18 protein-coding genes and 1 pseudogene are annotated in these 19,495 nt (G+C 45.9%); 7 read left to right on the top strand and 12 right to left on the bottom strand.

Translation table 11 applies throughout. From position 1 onward, the window contains the following. Positions 1 to 284 precede the first annotated feature (284 nt). Positions 285 to 1,208 (top strand): nucleoside hydrolase, encoded by a 924-nt coding sequence (locus H6F74_RS19220; RefSeq protein WP_190443807.1) that lies wholly within the window; start codon positions 285 to 287, stop codon positions 1,206 to 1,208. A 128-nt stretch (positions 1,209 to 1,336) separates the two neighbouring features. On the opposite strand, the gene H6F74_RS19225 is transcribed toward H6F74_RS19220, so the two are convergent. Next, positions 1,337 to 1,681 carry a hypothetical protein gene (locus H6F74_RS19225; RefSeq protein WP_190443808.1) on the bottom strand — a complete coding sequence of 115 codons (345 nt, stop codon included), beginning with the start codon at positions 1,679 to 1,681 and terminating at the stop codon, positions 1,337 to 1,339. A 614-nt stretch (positions 1,682 to 2,295) separates the two neighbouring features. Between H6F74_RS19225 and H6F74_RS19230 the strand changes: the two genes are divergently transcribed. Then, complete coding sequence (locus H6F74_RS19230; protein ID WP_190443809.1) at positions 2,296 to 3,372, top strand: hypothetical protein; 1,077 nt, start codon at positions 2,296 to 2,298, stop codon at positions 3,370 to 3,372. A 139-nt stretch (positions 3,373 to 3,511) separates the two neighbouring features. Here H6F74_RS19230 and H6F74_RS19235 read toward each other — a convergent pair whose 3' ends face one another. After that, a complete protein-coding gene (locus H6F74_RS19235; RefSeq protein WP_199301417.1) occupies positions 3,512 to 4,015 on the bottom strand; it encodes a hypothetical protein in 504 nt (167 codons plus the stop codon). Here H6F74_RS19235 and H6F74_RS19240 point away from each other — a divergent pair. Further along, complete coding sequence (locus H6F74_RS19240) at positions 4,014 to 4,196, top strand: hypothetical protein (protein WP_190443810.1); 183 nt, start codon at positions 4,014 to 4,016, stop codon at positions 4,194 to 4,196. The two genes, H6F74_RS19235 and H6F74_RS19240, sit on opposite strands and share 2 nt — an antisense overlap. A 151-nt stretch (positions 4,197 to 4,347) precedes the next feature. Here the strand turns inward: H6F74_RS19240 and rsmI are convergent, their stop codons facing one another. Then, complete coding sequence (gene rsmI / locus H6F74_RS19245) at positions 4,348 to 5,235, bottom strand: 16S rRNA (cytidine(1402)-2'-O)-methyltransferase (RefSeq protein WP_190443811.1); 888 nt, start codon at positions 5,233 to 5,235, stop codon at positions 4,348 to 4,350. 22 nt (positions 5,236 to 5,257) lie between these two features. Between rsmI and H6F74_RS19250 the strand changes: the two genes are divergently transcribed. After that, complete coding sequence (locus tag H6F74_RS19250) at positions 5,258 to 6,121, top strand: sugar kinase (protein ID WP_190443812.1); 864 nt, start codon at positions 5,258 to 5,260, stop codon at positions 6,119 to 6,121. Between the two features lie 57 nt (positions 6,122 to 6,178). Then, on the top strand, positions 6,179 to 7,051 hold the full coding sequence (locus H6F74_RS19255) for an inositol monophosphatase family protein (protein WP_190443813.1): 873 nt from the start codon (positions 6,179 to 6,181) through the stop codon (positions 7,049 to 7,051). A 105-nt stretch (positions 7,052 to 7,156) separates the two neighbouring features. Here H6F74_RS19255 and H6F74_RS19260 read toward each other — a convergent pair whose 3' ends face one another. The 5 genes from H6F74_RS19260 to H6F74_RS19280 all read right to left on the bottom strand — a co-directional run bounded on the left by H6F74_RS19260 (position 7,157) and on the right by H6F74_RS19280 (position 11,354). Next, positions 7,157 to 7,396, bottom strand: coding sequence for a Nif11-like leader peptide family natural product precursor (locus tag H6F74_RS19260; RefSeq protein ID WP_190419684.1), 240 nt, complete (start codon positions 7,394 to 7,396; stop codon positions 7,157 to 7,159). 488 nt (positions 7,397 to 7,884) lie between these two features. Continuing rightward, positions 7,885 to 8,772, bottom strand: a complete 888-nt coding sequence (locus tag H6F74_RS19265) for a hypothetical protein (RefSeq protein WP_190443814.1) — start codon at positions 8,770 to 8,772, stop codon at positions 7,885 to 7,887. Positions 8,773 to 8,870: 98 nt separating this feature from the next. Next, a complete protein-coding gene (locus tag H6F74_RS19270; protein WP_190443815.1) occupies positions 8,871 to 9,383 on the bottom strand; it encodes a hypothetical protein in 513 nt (170 codons plus the stop codon). Between the two features lie 85 nt (positions 9,384 to 9,468). Further along, entirely contained in the window at positions 9,469 to 10,113 is a 645-nt protein-coding gene (locus tag H6F74_RS19275; protein WP_190443816.1) for a class I SAM-dependent methyltransferase, read from the bottom strand. 230 nt (positions 10,114 to 10,343) lie between these two features. Next, positions 10,344 to 11,354 (bottom strand): phosphoribulokinase, encoded by a 1,011-nt coding sequence (locus H6F74_RS19280; protein ID WP_190443817.1) that lies wholly within the window; start codon positions 11,352 to 11,354, stop codon positions 10,344 to 10,346. A gap of 539 nt (positions 11,355 to 11,893) precedes the next feature. Between H6F74_RS19280 and petH the strand changes: the two genes are divergently transcribed. After that, positions 11,894 to 13,165: a ferredoxin--NADP reductase gene (gene petH / locus H6F74_RS19285; RefSeq protein ID WP_190443818.1), complete on the top strand. Its 1,272-nt coding sequence runs from the start codon at positions 11,894 to 11,896 to the stop codon at positions 13,163 to 13,165. 609 nt (positions 13,166 to 13,774) lie between these two features. After that, positions 13,775 to 15,661, top strand: coding sequence for an ATP-dependent zinc metalloprotease FtsH2 (gene ftsH2 / locus H6F74_RS19290; RefSeq protein WP_190419696.1), 1,887 nt, complete (start codon positions 13,775 to 13,777; stop codon positions 15,659 to 15,661). A gap of 93 nt (positions 15,662 to 15,754) precedes the next feature. Here ftsH2 and H6F74_RS19295 read toward each other — a convergent pair whose 3' ends face one another. From H6F74_RS19295 to H6F74_RS19305, 4 genes and pseudogenes are all read right to left on the bottom strand, one after another. After that, entirely contained in the window at positions 15,755 to 17,686 is a 1,932-nt protein-coding gene (locus tag H6F74_RS19295) for an ankyrin repeat domain-containing protein (RefSeq protein WP_190443819.1), read from the bottom strand. Continuing rightward, on the bottom strand, positions 17,683 to 17,805 hold the full coding sequence (locus H6F74_RS31105; protein ID WP_347269530.1) for a hypothetical protein: 123 nt from the start codon (positions 17,803 to 17,805) through the stop codon (positions 17,683 to 17,685). The genes H6F74_RS19295 and H6F74_RS31105 overlap by 4 nt, the downstream gene beginning before the upstream one ends. Positions 17,806 to 17,859: 54 nt before the next feature. Next, positions 17,860 to 19,248 (bottom strand): photosystem II reaction center protein CP43, encoded by a 1,389-nt coding sequence (psbC, locus tag H6F74_RS19300; protein WP_190443820.1) that lies wholly within the window; start codon positions 19,246 to 19,248, stop codon positions 17,860 to 17,862. A 133-nt stretch (positions 19,249 to 19,381) separates the two neighbouring features. Continuing rightward, positions 19,382 to 19,495, bottom strand: a pseudogene (locus tag H6F74_RS19305) (photosystem II protein D2); the annotation flags it as partial.

A 19,495-nucleotide genomic window follows, 5' to 3' on the forward strand; every position in this document is an offset into this window, starting at 1 on the left:
AAGTTAATTATTCGGCAGAGCTATGGTTTTAAGAGCTTTGAATCTTTACGAGAGAAGCTGCTAGCTTGCTTATTTAAATAAAATTTACTTATACCCATAAGTACAGGAGAGCCCAGATTGCCAATCTATCAAAAATTTTACACCAATGCGCTTCCTCTTTCACTAAGGTAAGACTTAAACTTCTCTGATAGGTATCCGGGGCTACTTTACCGATATAAGGTGAATATTTTCGGGAAACGCTTCACCAAGATAGATAATTCTCTGCTTAATTCAAGCAAATGTCTATGTCAAAACAACTTGTATTAATGGATCATGATGGCGGCGTTGATGATTATCTCGCCACGATGCTGCTGATGACGATGGAGAATGTGCAACCACTCGGTATCATCGTCACGCCAGCTGATTGCTCTGTGGAACCTGCTGTGAGTGCAACACGCAAAATTCTAGATTTAATGGGACGTTCTGATGTGCCAGTGGCAGAAAGTACGGTGCGGGGAATTAATCCATTTCCGCGACTTTTTCGCCGCGATTCTTTGGTTGTAGATCATTTCCCAATTCTCAACGAACGAGAAACAATTGAGACACCTTTGGTGAAAGAATCTGGTCACGAATTTATGGTACGGATGTTAAAAGAAGCATCAGAACCAGTGACATTAATGGTAACAGGGCCATTGACGACAGTAGCCGCTGCACTAGATTTAGATGGGGAAATTGAAGGAAAAATTAAAGAGATTGTCTGGATGGGGGGTGCGCTGAATGTTCCTGGTAACGTTAGCAAAGATATTGAGGCGGGACAGGATGGTTCGGCTGAGTGGAATGCCTATTGGGACCCTATCGGCGTGAATCGAGTTTGGCAGACTTCAATCCCGATTATCTTGTGTCCTTTAGACCTGACTAATAATGTGCCAGTGACATCAGAAGTGGTGCGCCAAATGGGTCGTCAGCGTCAATATCCTGTGTCTGATTTGGCGGGACAATGTTATGCACTGGTTATCCCCCAAAATTATTATTTTTGGGATGTTTTGGCTACAGCATATCTCGCTCATCCGGAGTTTTATGAAGTGGGGGAAGAGGAGACAATGATTGTCACAAGTGGCAAGAGTCAAGGACGAACAAAGGTGGAAACTGGAGGCAGAAAAATTCGCGTTATGAAGAATGTGGATAAGCAGGGATTTTACGATTATATTTTGCAGCAATGGGCGCGTTAATGTGTGTATGCAGGGTAGACAAGTCCCACCCTACACAATCTAGTAATTCTAATTCATTCGTGAACCTTAGAACCGTCAGAAGAGCCTGTTTAAAAACGAAGAAAGTTACACCTCGTTTAGGACTGAATTTAAAATCTAATTCTGCCCTCGTTTAACAACTTATAGCCACCAGCTAAAGCCACAAAGCCTATGAAGAAATTCCAGAGGCTAGTTGGCCTTAAGATAACACCACCACTCAAGAAAACTAGCACTATACCTATTCCCAGCAAAATCGCTCCAAAATTTCCAGTTTGTCTCCTAAAAAATATCAAACAAATTGCACCACTCATGATGGCTAGAACGGAACCCATAGCAGGTAAGTTACGCCAATAGTAAGGGTAGATATGAGTTGCAAAAATAATATTTTTACCTAAAAAGTATACGCCAATAAGAAGCACGATGAAGCCAATCAGTCTGATCAAGAGTCTGGTCATGATTTTGGCTGCTCTGTTAGTTGTTTAACTGAAGCAATTGTACTGAACCGGCTCAGAGGGGGAATCCTGAATTTTGCCTAAGTTTCAATTACTGTTGTATTTCAGCTAGGGGATATTACGCACGAGGGATGACTAGGCAGAGGTAGAAGAAGTGATCGCTTGGCTCTAATCTAAGGTGAGGGTATGATTTTTTAGGTTCCCCGGCTCAGCCTCCTTAGGAGGATAAAAGCACGACGCGATCGCATTTTTGACCCTTGGTGGATAATCCTGTGTTTTTGTCAAGGCACAAAATGAATAAACTTATTTATGAGAAACATTACATTAGGTTAACATTTATATACATAATGATTCATTATTTGCAAAAACCAGGGAAAATACTGATAAATTAATTTTGTGAAGAGTTTGTAGAAATTCTGCAAAGAATTTGTAAAGTCTGTAGCAAATTAAATATTTTTTGTTCCGTGTAACGGCAACCGTCTTCCCTGTTATATCTCGGCTTGATTTTTATAACTAAAGGCTATGGGCGAAGTCCATAAGCCAATAGCGAGGGGAATTCCAGACATAAAAGCTGGGATTGGTAGATTTGAATACCTTTTGATAATTTTGGATGTTTTATGACCCCCTTATCTGCATCGGCTAAAGTTCAGTCTCTTCCTGTTTCAACCTCCAAGCCTCAACTCGTTGAAAGTTTTTCACCCGCCTCTACCCGCAAATCAACAAAATCAAACGTGCATTCTCTAGCAGCCTTGTGGGCGCGAAAGTATTATGTTGCTGTTACTGCGGACTATGATGCTCAGGAGCTAAGAAAAAACGAAAGTTTAAAAGAAATTACATCTGCTGAAGGTCGAGCTGAAACGGCTAAAAAGCTCCTAGATAACTTGAGTTTAGCCAGTGCAAGAGCTTGGTCTAAGACAGAAACGCTCCTATCACAAGAGATTCGCCGCCACGGTATTAACCCAGACTTAATCAATCCCTTAGAAATTGCCGCAGATACTCGCGACTTATTTCAAAAAGTGCTGGATGGCTATGCGGAGAGAGTAACGGCGCATCGTGTGTCAGTGTCTGCGGGGTCAGACTTTGGTCGGGTGCGACAGAAATATACCAAGGTTGATCCTCGCGCCATTGGCTTCGTGAGTATGCAGTTTCATTACACGGGTCAAATGTTACTTGAGTGGCTTTCACCACCAGAGCAGGCGCTGTGGATGCCGTACTTAAAAATGATGGATGACCATATGTATATGCCGCTACGGGCTGCCTACGAAGCTGCGGCTAACCATAACATGGATTCTCCAGCACTCAAAGCAGTTCAGAATCTTCTACCTGTCAGCACGAAGATTGCTCACGCGGTTTGTAACCAAGTTTGCCGTCAACACCCCAACTATCGCACCTACAGCGGTAACTTGAGTGAAGATATTGTCAAAACCGCCAGTATCCGGGATGCTGAGATGTTTCAGGTTTATCTATGTCTGTGCATTTTGCAAGACAATATGCAAGCGGTGCAGCAAGAACTCTTTCCTTTGTGCGTGATGTTGTACCCTCGCTTGAATGTGAGCTGGAGACTGGTGCAACAAATGCTACAAACTATGGGTTGGCAAATGCACAATCTCCTAAATCCTGAGGATATGGCAACTTTGTTACCTTATCTACGCACGATGACAGATATGTTTTCTGATGAGGTGTTTAGTCATTAGTTCTTAGTTATTAGTCAAGGGTGCATCCAATGAGAGCAGCCTACACTCTAAAGGGTGTGGCTACACAAACAATGCCTGCCAACGCAAAGGCGTTGTTTGTTCGCCCTTGACTTTAGTCTTCAGGTGTTTTTAAGGGCTATTAATTACCGCAGCTTTGACCCTGACAATCAACTCTAACGGCGCGAATTATGCCGTCATCTTTATATTGCTTGGTTTGGTTAAATTCGCCGGATGCTGAGGGATAAACTCCTACCAAGCTGTTATCTCCAAAGGAACCAAGGCGGAAGGCAATATTCTTAGCAGGTTCATTAGCAAAGCTGACGTATTCTCTACCTTCTACTGCGGTGTTGTAAGACAAAGTGGCATCTCCGTAAGCTGCTTCGGCTTGCTTGAGTGTTGTGCCGGAACCTACTCCTTTTTCAGTTCGATAAGCGGGATTTTCTGTTAGCAAATATTCGATTTTATCGGAGTCAGTTAGGGGTTTTGCAGATGGGTAGAGGATATAATATTGTACTTTTCCATTTTGACTGACTGCGATCGCATCAAAATCTACAATATAAGGCGACGTTACCTTAAACTCAGCATTCGCTCCCAACTGTTTTTTGAGTTGTCCCAGAGTCATCCCCAGTTTGGCAGTACCCATGCCCCCTGGTGAGATTTTAAAGTTCGCTGAGACAGGAGACAATTTGACCGCTGTTGGTGTTGGGGTGGAAGTTGGCGACGGCGGCGTTGTCGCTGTGGTGGTGGGTGAAGGCGTGCTTAAAGAGGTTGGCTGTTTTGTTGACGTAGTACAACCCGTGAGTGTTATCAGAAAAATTAAGTAACCAGAGAAGAATTGGGTTTTCATATTAAATTGGGGAATGGGGAATTGGGAATGGGGAATTGGGAATGGGGAATGGGAAAGAATCTTACCTAGTCCCTTCCAGTTCCTTCCTAGTACCTAGTACCCAGTCCCCAGTCCCTAATCCCCAGCCCCTAGTTTTCTTCTATTGTTTCCGCTTCGGTGTTGGGGATAACCGGAATTTCTAAAGCTAATTGATAGATTTGGCGGCGAGGGATGGAAGTGGCTTTTGCTAATTGGCGACTAGCTTGCGATCGCGATATTCCTTGATACAATAGCTGCTGTAATTCTGCTTTCAGCGCTTCTTCTGACAGCAACGGTGTTACCAACTCACCACCAGCGACGACGAGAGTAAATTCTCCTTGCGGTTCGCGCTGATTGTAGTGAAGAATTGCTTCCCCAATTGTTCCCCGCCAAAACTCTTCGTGCAACTTTGTTAACTCTCTGGCTAATACAATTTTCCGGTTTTCTCCTAGTACAGAGGCTAAATCTTGCAATGTTTGCCGCAGTCGGTGGGGTGCTTCGTAAAATATGAGAGTTCTGGTTTCTGTTTGTAAACTTTCTAAATGTTGTTGCCTATCTGCACCTTTTGCTGGTAAAAAGGCTTCAAATACAAATCTATCAGTAGGTAATCCAGCAGCACTTAGGGCAGTTGTTACAGCAGTGCAACCGGGAATAGGAACTACTGGAATGGATGCCTCGATGCAAGCTTTAACCAGTTCGTAACCTGGATCGGAGATTCCTGGCATCCCAGCGTCAGTGACCAGGGCGATCGCTTTCCCCATTTTCAACTGCTGCAACAACTCTGGAATACGCTGTGCTTGGTTATGTTCGTGGTAGCTAATTTGAGGCGTTTTTATCTGAAAATGCTGCAAAAGCTTCCCAGTGTGGCGCGTGTCTTCAGCTGCGATCGCATCCACCTCCTGCAAAATTCGCACCGCCCGAAAAGTCATATCTTCCAGGTTGCCAATTGGAGTTCCTACAACATAAAGTGCTATAGGAAGACTATCTACTTTTCCCATATATTTAAAATTCTGAAGTTAAATGGCACTTGGACTTTTTGTAGGATTAGTTACTTTAGATTTTGTTTATTTAACGGCAGATTTGCCTCAAAAAAATCAAAAAATGGCGGCATCTGACTATACTGTGGTAGCCGGTGGGCCTGCTACCAATGCCGCAGTAACTTTTAGTTATTTGGGCGGAGGTGCAACACTTTTGGGTGTTGTTGGCAGTCATCCGATTAATTGCTTAATCCGGGGTGACTTGGAAAGTCATACTGTTACACAAATAGACTTAGCACCTACTCACGACGAACCGCCGCCCATATCTTCTATTATCGTTACTCAAGGGACAGGCGATCGCGCTGTAGTTTCGCTGAATGCTACCAAAACTCAAGCTAGATGCGATCGCATTCCCAAAAATATCTTGCAAGGGGTTGATATCGTCCTCATTGATGGACATCAAATGGCAGTAGGAGAGGAAATTGCCCGCAAAGCCAAAGAAAATTATATCCCTGTGGTCATAGACGGCGGCAGTTGGAAGCCTGGATTTGAGAATGTATTGCCTTTTGTAGATTACGCCCTTTGTTCGGCAAATTTTTATCCACCGGGTTGCAATACAACAGAAGAAGTTTTTTCTTATTTATCAGAAATGGGAATCCCCCATATTGCCATTACCAACGGCGAAAAACCGATCCAATACATTTCGCAAGGTACAAATGGCCGGGTGGAAGTTGCCAAAATCAATCCTGTCGATACTTTGGGTGCTGGTGACATTTTTCATGGTGCCTTTTGCCATTATATTTTGGAGGAAAATTTTACAGATGCGATCGCTCTAGCGGCAAAAATTGCCTCCCATTCCTGTCAATTTTTTGGCACTCGGCGATGGATGCAGCAAGGCAGCATATAATTAAGGATTAATCAATTTTGTTGACCTCCCACCAACTGCCGATCGAGGAATCTTAAAGTGACATTAAAATCATTGGGCGAAAACCAATATGAAGGGCTAGAAGAAATTGTAGCGATCGCCCGAACTGTTGGCTGGGGTGCCGCCGATATCCTACAGTCTTACTATCGCGGCGATAAAAGCGTCGGCAACTTGGAAATTCAAGACAAAAAAGATGGGCCAGTTACAGCTGCTGATGTGGCTGTAAATCAATACATTCTGCATAACTTGCAGGCATCTTTAGGTACCCAAGATTTCGGATACCTCAGCGAAGAAACTTATAAATCTCAGACACCCATACCTACTCAACCTTGGGTGTGGATTATTGACCCTCTTGATGGTACGCGAGACTTTATCGACCGTACTGGGGAATACGCCGTTCATATTGCCCTAACCAATGCAGAACGACCAGTGGCGGCAGTGGTAGTAGTGCCTGAAGCTGGAAAATTGTATTACGCAACCATTGGCGGCGGCACGTTTGTAGAAAACCGGGATGGGGAAGTAACGCCAATACGAGTATCGGAACGCAACACGATTGAAGATTTAACCGTAGTCGCCAGTCGTACCCATCGGGATGAGCGCTTCGATCGATTATTGCAAAACTTGCCTTTTAAAAATAAACATTATGTGGGCAGCGTCGGCTGCAAAATTGCCACTATCATCGAACAAACAGCAGATGTTTACATCTCGCTATCTGGAAAGTCTGCTCCCAAAGATTGGGATATGGCTGCACCTGAGTTAATTTTGACAGAAGCTGGCGGAAAGTTTACTCATGTTGAAGGCAACCCTTTGAAGTACAACACAGGGGATGTAAATCAATGGGGTTGCTTGATAGCTAGTAACGGTAACTGCCACGAAGAAATTTGTCAGCAGGCATCAGAAATTTTGGCATAGATGGGGGTTGGGGACTGGGGACTGGGGACTGGGGACTGGGGAAGAATCTTCAAGAGTTCCTCTTCCCCAATCCCTAATCTCTAATCCCCAATCCCCAATTCCCAATTACCTTGGATGAAGATGTCGCCGGGGTGAGATACCTGGGTTGACTAAAGCTGCTAACTCGTCTTGCTTCTTCGACAAATTGCTTAACGCAGTATCTAATTCTTCGGGTGAGAAAATATAGCTACGTTCTTTGGCAATCTCCACCAAAGTTTCTGGTTCTTGTGCTGCTTTAACTTTTTCTTTTAATCGTTGATCTTGTTTTACGCTTTCCAAAAATTCTCTAACAGTTTCTATTGCCATGACAGTAAATCTCCTTTGAATCTTTGATTCAATCGCATAGTGCATTGGAGTCGGCATGGGGTTGGGGGAGTAGAGACGTTAAGATAGAACGTCTTTACAACGGTTATCGGTAAACAAATTATCTTATCCAAACCGTATTGGGAGAGAAGCGATCGCCCCCTACCCCTCACGTCGGCTTTATCAGATACTCTTAAGAATAAGTATTTCTGTGCTATAAATCACAAAATAGTGACAAAAATTAAAGCAAAAAAAATAGAGTGCATCCCAATGTTGCATCTATAAGTGGATATGCGAAATAAATTACATATCAAATCCTATTGAAAGCCTTATGTAGCAAGGCAAGGTTGTGTAATTTATTCTACAGAGTTACTTGGCCACATTGCTTTAGCCTTGGCTTTTGCGTACTACGCCCGCGCAACGCGAGGCTTAAAATTAAAGCCCGCGAAGGCGGGCTTTGTTCGCAAGAGCCGCGACTTTAGTCGTCGAGCTTAAATTTCCGCTGAGGCGCGTTCAATCAAACGACGAGCCAGGGTTTGAGTCCCAGTGTGTTCGTAGTAGTTAGTTGTCACATCTAGAAAAGCACCCAAGTAGTCCAACTTGTCGTTAGAAATTTCTACAAAATTGTGCAGGTTGCTAACAACTTTTTGTGGTGTCAAACCGCGAGAAGTAACCAAACCGCTCATCCAGCCTTTGACTGAATCAAAGCTCTGACCAATGAAGTTTAGCTTACCTTGAGAACTGCCACCTGGAATCAGATCGTGGACACGCTGATAGGTCTGATTTTGTTCTAATTCTGAGGGATTTGTCTGATTTAAGCTGGAAGTAGCTTGCAGGAGGAAGTCAGGGCCAAGAGGAACCAGACCATCAAAGCAAACCAGCGCCACCATCCGCATCAGAGATTCGCCGCTATAGTCACTCAAAGAGGTAACAAAATCGCCGATGCTGTCTCCAGGTATGCCGTTGATTTGGCAGAAAGCAACTAACTCAACTACTAATTTTATGGTCAAATCAATAGCTTGAGCTTTGTTAGCTTTGGGAGTAAGGCGGTTTAAAAGTCCCAGAAAGGGAATGTTTTCACCAACTTTGTTGGCTAGAGCCGCTGCACCCAAGGCTTTATCTGCATTATCAACAGTTTGATAAAGCCACATGGCTCGTTGATAACCTTGCGACTTGTCGTTATACAAATAAACAGCGCGTTCGCCAATTTGCTGAATAAAGGCGGCGTCGGTTTCTCCGGTGACAGCGCGAATGGTGTTGTCGAATCCAACTATATTTTGCCACTCGCCAGGAACTACAAAATCAAGCGCTCGTAGCGCTCTCGTGGTCATGTTGTTGGTTGGTAGTTCATCAACCAATTCAAAAATAGCTTTGCTCACAAAAGTCTCCTTGTTTAGTCAATCAATGGTCATTAGTCATTAGCTAATGGCTAATCATTTTTCAACGATTAGCCATGCTAACGATAGCAACAGACTACTTACTTCAGTCGTGCCAGACCACTGAGATTAAATCTTTGTAACCATGCTTCGCGATCGCTTTGGGTAAAGGAAGCATCGCGGGATTGGACTTTGACTTGGTAGCGATCGCCTACTAAAATAGCAGTGCCGTTACTGCCCTGATTAACTGCTGGATATCCAGCGATTTTTTGAGTGCTGCTGTTGAATTTCGCTGCGGCTGTAGGCGTGCTTACTGTGTCATTGATAGACAGCACCGCTACATCCTTGCCGCCTTGTTTCAGCTTATACTCAGCAAAGCCTTTTTTCTCTTGAGCTGGTACGGTCTGGAAGCCACCGCTACCTTTTGGAAAGAATTTGTTAAATTGGCTACCCTGTGTAGCATCTTTGGCAACTGCTGAAGGGGCATTTCTCTGGGTACTTTCCTTTTGCGCCTGAGCATAAGGAGAGGGAGCCTGAGTTGCACAAGATGTCACCAGCAGCAAAACTGACAGTAATAAAGCCGCTAAAATTCTACGCCCGTTTTGGAAAAACATTACCGCCTCCTGATAGCTTTAATTTCTACACTTAATCCCCATGTTGGCATTTTTGCGATCTTACTTGGGGAAATTTCCACTTACCTTAAAGCCGCTGACTTACTACAGCATAGAAAGGATCGCCGCCAGCTGCACCCATCCACTGGAGGAAATTGGGAGCGCTGGATTTGCGGGTAATGACTTCAGGCGGACTAAATCCTGGGACTGAGGTAAAGTAACTTTTAACCAACTCAACGCGACTAGATTCTGAACCATCCCGCCATGCAGCGATCGCTTTTTGGTAAAACATCCGGTTAGAAAAGCTGATAATGGCAATTCCACCCGGTTTCAGAACCCGGTGAATCTCAGAAAATACCGCATCCGGGTATTGGAGATACTGCACCGAAACGCAGATGAGAACCGCGTCAAAATCACCATCTGGCAAGGCTAACTTAGGATTTTTGTTTAAATCTTGTACAAAGTAATGATCTAGACGGGAATTGCGTCCCAGTTCCTCCTCGTTGAGTCCGTGTCCTTCGATGTGAGCAAATTCCATCTCCTCTGGTAGATGGGAAACCCAGCTGCTCATCATGTCCAAGATGCGAGTATTTGGCTTCAGCCGTTCTCTATATAAATCTGTCAGCTGTTTAATGAAGCCTTCGTCTACGTGCGTCACAAAGCGCGGGTAGGAGTAGAACAGCGTATCATCCGTATCGTCTAACTTTGTGCGTTGATTCGGTTTGAGGAACATAAAATGCAAGATTACGATATCTTTACATTTCTCAGTTTAGGAAATGTCAAGGAATTTAAACGCAAAGCAAGCATTCAATCCTCACACGCTGTCATCAGCTGGTTAAGGTAAAAACAAAACGCGAGAGACTTTTGTCAGTTTCTCGCGTTGTTAATCATCAAATTTAACAGTCGGCGCTCAGGAAGCTGTCAACGCTCTTTTCTGTAGCCTGAGAGCATGAGAGCCTTTAATTAAACTTTCGTAGCTGCCAGAGGCTGGCTCTTTCCAGAAGTTAAGCGCTCGTATGTCGCCCGCATCTTCAGACCTACTAACACTTGGAACAACCCAGTACCATTGTTAGAGCCTGGATACTCCCGGTGATGAAGCAACAGTTCTGTCAGTTCGCCGTGGTACTTGGCAGAAGTCTTGCTGAGGTGGCTTTCGATGTAGATAACTTCCTCTAGCTTTTCAAACTGACCATCCACTTCCAGAATGGAAACCTCGTGACCATAGTAGCTATCTGGCCCGTAGTACATCTTGATGCCAGGATAGCCGCAGGTGAGTTTGCGTCCGCAGGGTCTCCAATCAATTGTTGACCCTTCATCAAATAGGTAAGCTGGCTCAAAGCCTTCCACACCATCTCGCTGAATTAGACGCACCCGCAGAATCTTGCCTTCCTTTTCCTCCTTGACTAATTGAGTCGGCAAAACCTGGATCACAACGTCAGCGTGTTCCTTCTGCGGCTCAATGTAGGCGGTAAAGTCGGGGCGGCGAGAGTTGATGGCAGCCATGACATCAGCGTAGGTGTGTCCGCGCTCAGCCATATCTCGCTGAATTTTCCAGGCGATTTTGACTTCATCGCTGATATCTAGGTAAACGCTGAAGTCTAGAAGCGATCGCACCCGCTCATCATACAACGGGTGAAGTCCCTCGATCACGATAATGTGGTTAGGGTTTACTCGTTCTGGTGGATCAATCGCGCCGGTTTCGTGGTTGTAAATTGGCTTATCGATACTCTTACCGTTCTTCAGCGCTTTGATCTGCTCATACATCAGATCGAAGTTATTCGCCTTCGGGTTTAGCGCTGTAATTCCCGTTTCTTTGCGCTGCTTACGATCCAAACTGTGGTAATCGTCCAAGCAGATCACCGTCACAAAATCTTCCCCGAACAAATCTGTCAATCGGCGCAAAAATGTGGACTTACCGCATCCGGAGTCTCCAGCAACACCAATTAGAACCACGCGATCCAGCTGACTGGTCATAGCTTCCCTCTAACGCAAAAAATTTTCTTTTCAGTAGTTTTAAGCAATCTAAATCCCTAGCCAAGAGGTTCCCCTCGGTTTTTATGCGGTGGCATAAGCACTAAAGCATAACCATTTTGAACATACAGCACAGCTGAAAGCTGTTGCCCGTTGGGGACGACTCAAGCCCAGTCCAGTAAGTATTTAATACTAGCTGCTACACTGTATATTACCAGAATGAGATAGACGCTACAAGGCTGACTGTGATTAGAATTATCTCGCTCAGTTCTTATGCTACGCTTACGAGCGCATTTTTAGAAAGAAAAAATTAAATTGACTCAATAGCGACATTCTCTGCTGGGATGACTCTGTATTGTGGAAGTGCAAACATGGGGTTCTCGGCTAAGAAACTAGGCGATCTCCCAGTAGTGACGGCCCCAAAGTGAGCGATCGCGCTCCATTTTGATCAATCGGTAAGTACAGATGGTATGTGCTTTAAGAGTGCGCTTTGTAGCAGAATGTTAAGTGAAGCTGGGATCGGAGGAGATATTTAACAGCTAATGTATAACTCAAGCACAGCCAACGGTACTGCGAATACAGAATTTGGGAGCCGCGTCTTTGTTTATGAAGTGGTGGGTCTGCGTCAGAACGAACAAACTGACCAAATGAACTACCCCATTCGTCGCAGTGGTAGCGTGTTCATCACAGTGCCATACAGCCGCATGAACCAAGAAATGCGGCGGATCGCTCGCATGGGTGGCAAAATTGTCAACATCCAGCAACTGAGTGTTGACAGCAGCATGAATGGCTCTTTAGCCAGCCGCTCTGTGGCGCAAACAAGCGAAGCGAATGGGCAAGCCACTTCTTCACAACCCGCAGCACAGGACAAGAAAGCAGGAGAAGAAAGCAAGCCTATGACTCAAGCAAAGGAAAAGACTGAAAAAGATATTCCCGTTAATATCTACCGTCCGAATAATCCCTTTATTGGTCGGTGTATCAGCAATGAAGAAATGGTTCGTGAGGGCGGAATCGGCACTTGTCGTCACGTCACCTTCGACATTTCTGAGGGGGATTTGCGATATTTAGAAGGTCAAAGTATTGGTATCATCCCGCCGGGAATCGACAAGAAAGGCAAACCGGAAAAGCTCAGACTTTACTCGATTGCTTCAACTCGTCACGGTGACGCAGTTGATGACAAGACTGTATCCTTGTGCGTCCGGAAACTAGAGTACAAGCATCCTGAGACTGGCGAAATGGTCTATGGTGTCTGCTCTAGCCACATCTGCGGTCTTCAGCCTGGGGATGAAGTGAAAATCACCGGGCCAACTGGTAAGGAAATGCTGCTTCCAGACGATCCGAATGCCACGATTATTATGATGGCAACAGGAACTGGAATTGCACCATTCCGCGCTTACCTATGGCGGATGTTCAAAGATGCCGAAAGAGCAGCCAACCCCGACTATAAGTTCAACGGTTTGGCATGGCTCTTCTTCGGTATCGCTACAACTCCCAACATCCTCTACAAAGAAGAATTGGAAGAGTTGCAGGATAAGTACCCGGAAAACCTCCGCTTGACCTACGCCATCAGTCGCGAACAGAAAAACCCCCAAGGCGGCAGAATGTATATCCAAGACCGGATTGCTGAGAATGCTGAAAAACTTTGGGAACTGATGCAGAAAGACAATACCCACACCTACATCTGTGGATTGAAGGGTATGGAAGGTGGCATTGATGAGGCGCTTTCTGCCGTCGCCTCCAAGGAAGGGGTGAACTGGACTGAATACCAACGGGCGATGAAGAAAGCTGGTCGCTGGCACGTAGAAACCTACTAAGGTTGAAACTGCCCCGCAAGGCTTTCATTCTCATAATCTAAATCGGCTATATTGGCGCGTCGGCTTCTCGTGGCTTAAACCTGGGAAGCGGGCGCGTCATACCTTTTTGGATTAATGTTTGATTTAGCGATCGTGAGGAAACATATAGCAATCCTGTTTTAGTTGTGAGGTGCCAACCCTTCACATACCCGATTTCTTAGGAGTTGTCAGGTATCTCGCCTTCACGAATCATTTAAGACTGCTATATACCTAAAAAGCTCTTTTTATAAGTTAGGGCGCGATATATAGCCGATCATTCCAGAAACCCTATTAAAGGCTGCTGGCTATCTCCAATGATTAAAGCAAAATTCAAAAAATTCACTTCCCTTTCGGTAATTGACAATTTACGCATATTGTAGTATTAGATAGCCATTGGTTGCCCTAATCCTGAGAATTAAGTTAAATTTGATTAAGTTCAACGTTAAAATGTTTACTAACGCCTCACTCAGGCTCGCCAGATTGCACTGGTGAAAAAAAACAGCAAAGATACTGCGCTCATTTAGTCTTTGTCATGACTCCAGAGCTGGATTGAATCTGCATATATTAACCGTTTGGAGACGCCACTAGCTTATGAAATTTTCTTGGAGAATATTAGTTCTTTGGACATTACCAGCCTTGGTGATCGGGTTTTTCCTGTGGCAAGGGGCATTTGCTGCCGCTCCTGCTGACATGGGTAAGAACACCGCCAGCACCCGCATGACCTACGGGCGCTTTTTGGAATATCTCAATGACGGTCGCTTAACCAGTGTTGACCTATACGATGGCGGTCGGACGGCAATTGTGGAAGCCGTCGATCCAGACCTGGATAACCGAATACAGCGGCTGCGGGTAGATTTGCCATCAAATGCTCCAGAACTGATTTCTCAGCTCAGAAAAGCTAATATCAGCTTTGATACCCATCCAGCCCGTAACGACGGCGCTATTTGGGGATTTCTGGGAAATTTGATTTTCCCGATTCTGTTGATTGCTGGGCTGTTTTTCCTGTTCCGTCGCTCTAGCAACATTCCTGGTGGCCCCGGTCAAGCGATGAACTTTGGCAAATCCAGAGCCAGATTCCAGATGGAAGCAAAAACAGGAATCAAATTTGACGATGTCGCTGGGATTGAAGAAGCCAAAGAAGAACTAGAAGAAGTTGTCACCTTCCTGAAGCAACCGGAACGGTTTACAGCAGTGGGAGCGAGAATTCCCAAAGGAGTGCTGTTAGTAGGCCCTCCGGGAACTGGTAAGACTTTATTGGCAAAAGCGATCGCAGGCGAAGCTGGAGTACCATTTTTCAGCATCTCTGGATCTGAGTTCGTGGAAATGTTTGTCGGCGTTGGTGCATCCCGCGTCCGCGACTTGTTCAAAAAAGCCAAAGAAAACGCTCCTTGCCTGATCTTCATTGATGAAATTGACGCTGTAGGACGGCAACGCGGCGCTGGAATTGGCGGCGGTAACGACGAGAGGGAACAAACCCTCAACCAGTTGCTGACCGAAATGGACGGCTTTGAAGGCAACACCGGGATTATTATTATTGCCGCCACCAACCGCCCCGATGTACTAGATTCCGCCTTACTGCGTCCGGGACGCTTTGACCGTCAAGTAATGGTCGATGCTCCCGACTTGAAAGGTCGTGTGGCAATTCTGGAAGTACACGCGCGCAACAAAAAAATTGCTCCGGAAGTATCCTTAGAAGCGATCGCTCGTCGTACCCCTGGTTTCACAGGTGCGGACTTAGCCAACTTGCTCAACGAAGGTGCAATTTTAACAGCTCGGCGTCGTAAAGATGCCATCACCATGTTGGAAATCAACGACGCTGTAGACCGAGTGGTTGCTGGGATGGAAGGCACGCCTCTAGTAGACAGCAAGAGCAAGCGATTGATTGCCTACCATGAAATCGGTCACGGGATTATTGGCACTCTGGTTCCAGATCACGACCCCGTACAGAAAGTAACTCTGGTTCCACGAGGACAAGCACGCGGTTTAACCTGGTTTACTCCTTCTGAGGATTCAGGATTGGTTTCGCGATCGCAACTCCTAGCCCGCATTAAAGGCGCTTTAGGTGGACGTGCTGCTGAGGAAGTTATCTTCGGCGATTCGGAAATCACCACTGGTGCCGGCGGCGACCTGCAACAGGTTACAGGACTAGCACGGCAAATGGTAACTCGCTTCGGGATGTCTGACCTCGGCCCCCTGTCTTTAGAAAGCCAGAGTGGGGAAGTATTTTTAGGTCGAGATTGGACAAGCCGCAGCGAATATTCTGAGGAAATTGCTTCTCGGATTGATGCTCAGGTACGCTCAATCGTTGCTCATTGCTACGAAGAAGCCTGTCAGATCATGCGCCAAAACCGCGAAGTGGTTGACCGTCTCGTTGATTTGTTGATTGAGAAGGAAACAATTGACGGTGAAGAGTTCCGCCAAATTGTAGCTGAGTACACAGAGGTTCCTGAAAAAGAGCAATTTGTGCCAACTCTGTAGTATCTAATTGCTAATAGATGGGGGTGAGGTGACTCATCCCCATTTTTTTGTTTGTGCGGGAGGAAGGGGGAATGCGATCGCGATATCTTCCGATTAAAAATCTTGCGACTTGGTAGCACCTGCTTGCTTGAGTAATTCAATCACCTCGGCGTGTTGTCTACCTTTGTGATGCCCTTTCATCATGCCCAACTCAGCATATTCAAGTGCATTACAGTAATCTTCAACCCTCGCATTCACATCTGCACCCGCTTCTACCAAGGCGCGAACGATATCAAGGTATCCCTGAGAGGCAGCATGGAGTAGCGGATTAAAAGAGCCAGCGAAGGCTCTTTTGTTTACGTCTGCACCAGCTTCAATCAGCATCCTCACGATTTCATCATGCCCTCTTGAAGCTGCATTGCATAACGCGGTGCTATTCGTCCTGCGATTAACGTCCGCGCCTGCTTGAATTAACGCTCTAACCTGTTCGGCATTTCCGTCAGAGGCTGCTTGAATTAAGGCAATATCATTCATTCCCCCTTCTGAAGCACCCGCTTGTTTGAGCAGGCGAACAATTTTACGATGTCTGTTACCCTCAGCCAGCATCATCGCTGTATTGCCATCATCATCTCTAGCATCAAGGTCTGCACCGGCTTCTATCAAAGCCTGTATCGAATCGGCATAACGCGCCATAGTAGCGCACATCAGGGCGGTACGACCATCCTTACCTTTGAGATTGATGTTCGCTCCCGCTTCCACTAATATTTTGACCACCTCAGCGCGTTTTCCTGTTGCAAAAAAGCTTCCAGCTACGTGCATCAAAGCGGTTTCTCCTTCACCGAGTCCATCTTCTTCGCTCAAGATATTTAGATTAGCACCTGCATCAATTAGAGCTTGGACTACGGGAATATGAACGTAATGAGCCGCATACATTAGGGCAGTTTCACCATTAGAGCCAATAGCATTAATGTCTATCCCTGCCTCAATTGCTGCCTTTACTGCTTCTATATTTCCCATCATTGCCGCATCAATGAAGTCTTCAACATCCTTCTTCTTTAACCGCTCCTTTCTCTTCACACCCTTCCCAATTTCTTTCTCCCCGTACTTTCGGATGTCTTCAGAAACCAGCGGATACAAATAATCGTAAACTTCTTGTTGTCCCCCAGTGGCAGCACGAAGCAAAGGAGTATCTCCCTGTCCCCAAGCATTTACATCAGCGCCCGCTTCTACCAATAATTTCACTACTTCTAAATGACCCTCATAAGCTGCTGTCATTAGTGCTGTATGACCATCTTCGTCAGTCTGATTTACGTCAGCACCAGCCTCAAGCAAAATTTTTACGATTTCGCTATGTCCCTCTGTTGCAGCTTCATAAAGAGGCGTGAAATCAAAACCAAGATTAAAATTAGCACCAGCATCAATCAAGGCGCGGACGATCTCGGCTTGTCCCTTTTGAGCTGCAAATACGAGGGGTATATCGTCATACCAAGTTTTTGGATTGACAGCAGCGCCAGCTTTGAGTAAGGTTTTTACAATCTCGACATGACCGGAAGCGATCGCTGCTATCAATGCCGTTTTTTCTTCCCCCTCATCAACATTTTCCCCCTCGTCCTCTACATCTTCAACTTGGGAAGATTCCTGCTGCTTATTGGTACTCTCACTATTGATGCTCTTTTCAGCCGAGAAAGCATCAACAAACTGCGTAAAGCCTGCATAAAAGCCTTTTGCTTGATCGGGAGCATCTTCAAGCGCTTCGCTTATCATCTCTCCCAGGCTGGCATTTCCCGGTATTGATGACACAGAAATAGTTGGGTTAAACTTGGGACTTTTAGCTATTCCAGATTTAGCATTAACATTTGCCCCTGCTGTCAGCAAAGCCTTAACTATATCTAAGTTGCCAATGCTAGAGGCTAACACCAGTGGATGCTGACCTTGGACATTTTTGCTATTAGCATCAACTCCAGAGTTTAGAAGTTGACGAACTTGTTCAACATTAGATAACTGAATTGCCTCGAATAATCTCTCGATTTTGTTTTCAGCATTCACAAGCTTTCTGCACTCCAATCTTGCACGGTGACTGTGTTGAGACTGCTGACAGCGTAGCCCTGATTTCGAGGCAGCGTCCACCGTAATTTCACCAACAACAAAAAGGCTCCTGTTTTCACACAGGAGCCTTTTCATTTATCAGTTATAAGTCTCTAATTCAAAACTCAAACTAATTAGTCGAGGTCAGGCATAGACAGCACTGGCTCGGTTTCACGGTCAATACCTTTCTCAAAGCCAGCAGCAGCAGCGCGGGCGCGACCAGCGTGCCACAAGTGACCAACTAGGAAGAAGAAACCCATCACAAAGTGGAAGCACGCCAACCAGGAACGGGGAGAAACGTAGTTAAACGAGTTGATCTCCGTAGCAACGCCGCCCACAGAGTTCAGAGAACCCAGAGGAGCATGGGTCATGTACTCAGCAGCGCGACGAGCTTGCCAAGGTTGAATATCGTTCTTGATTTTGTTTAAGTCAAGACCGTTGGGGCCGCGTAGAGGCTCCAACCAAGGGCCACGGAAATCCCAGAAGCGCATTGTTTCACCACCGAAGATGATTTCTCCAGTAGGCGATCGCATCAGATATTTACCCAAGCCTGTCGGGCCTTGTGCAGAACCGACGTTAGCACCTAAGCGTTGGTCGCGGATCAGGAAGGTCAAAGCTTGCGCTTGAGAAGCTTCCGGGCCTGTCGGGCCGTAGAATTCGCTGGGGTAAACGGTGTTGTTAAACCAGACGAAACAAGCGGCAACGAAAGCCATCAAGGACACAGCACCTATGCTGTAGGAGAGGTAAGCTTCTCCAGACCAGATTAAAGCGCGACGCGCCCAAGCAAAAGGCTTGGTGAGGATGTGGAAGATACCACCGAAAATGCAAATTAAGCCAACCCAGATGTGACCACCGACCACATCTTCCAGGTTATCGACGCTAACAATCCAGCCGTCGCCACCGAAGGGAGACTTGAGCAGATAGCCGAAGATTACTGCTGGGTTAAGAGTGGGACTGCTTATGACGCGAACATCACCACCACCGGGCGCCCAGGTGTCATACAGACCACCAAAGAACATCGCCTTAATCACCAACAAGAACGCACCGATTCCCAACAGGATCAGGTGAATCCCGATGATGGTGGTCATCTTGTTCTTATCTTTCCAGTCGTAGCCAAAGAAGGAATAGTATCCTTCCAGGGTTTCGGGGCCGCGAACTGCGTGGTAAATACCACCTATACCCAGAACGGCGGAGGAAATCAGGTGGAGAACACCAACTACGAAGTAGGGGAAGGTGTTGATAACTTCACCACCAGGGCCAACACCCCAGCCTTGGGAGGCAAGGTGAGGTAGTAGGATTAAGCCCTGTTCGTACATAGGCTTTTCTGGAACAAAGTGAGCGATTTCAAATAAAGTCATAGCTCCCGCCCAGAAGACAATCAGACCAGAGTGGGCAACGTGAGCGCCCAGCAACTTACCAGACAGGTTGATCAGACGGGCGTTACCCGCCCACCAGGCAAATCCGGAGGACTCTTGGTCGCGTCCGGCGCCTGTAACGAAACTGTTATTAAATGACGTTTGCACGGGGTAAAACCTCTATTGTCATTAACCAAATCAGGTATCGACTTTAGATTTTAGATTTGAGATTCTAGATTGAAGATTAACCTAAAATCATCGGAGGCTCAGAAACTTCTTCGCCTCCGCAAAATCTAAAATTCTACAGCGCGTTACCGCGAGGCAGAACTTCTTCAGGGAACTCAAAGTTCTCGTGAGGCTGATCTTGAGGAGCCATCCAAGCGCGAATCCCCTCATTCAACAGAACGTTCTTGGT

The organism is Trichocoleus sp. FACHB-90 (assembly GCF_014695505.1).
Lineage (GTDB): Bacteria > Cyanobacteriota > Cyanobacteriia > Cyanobacteriales > FACHB-T130 > Funiculus > Funiculus sociatus.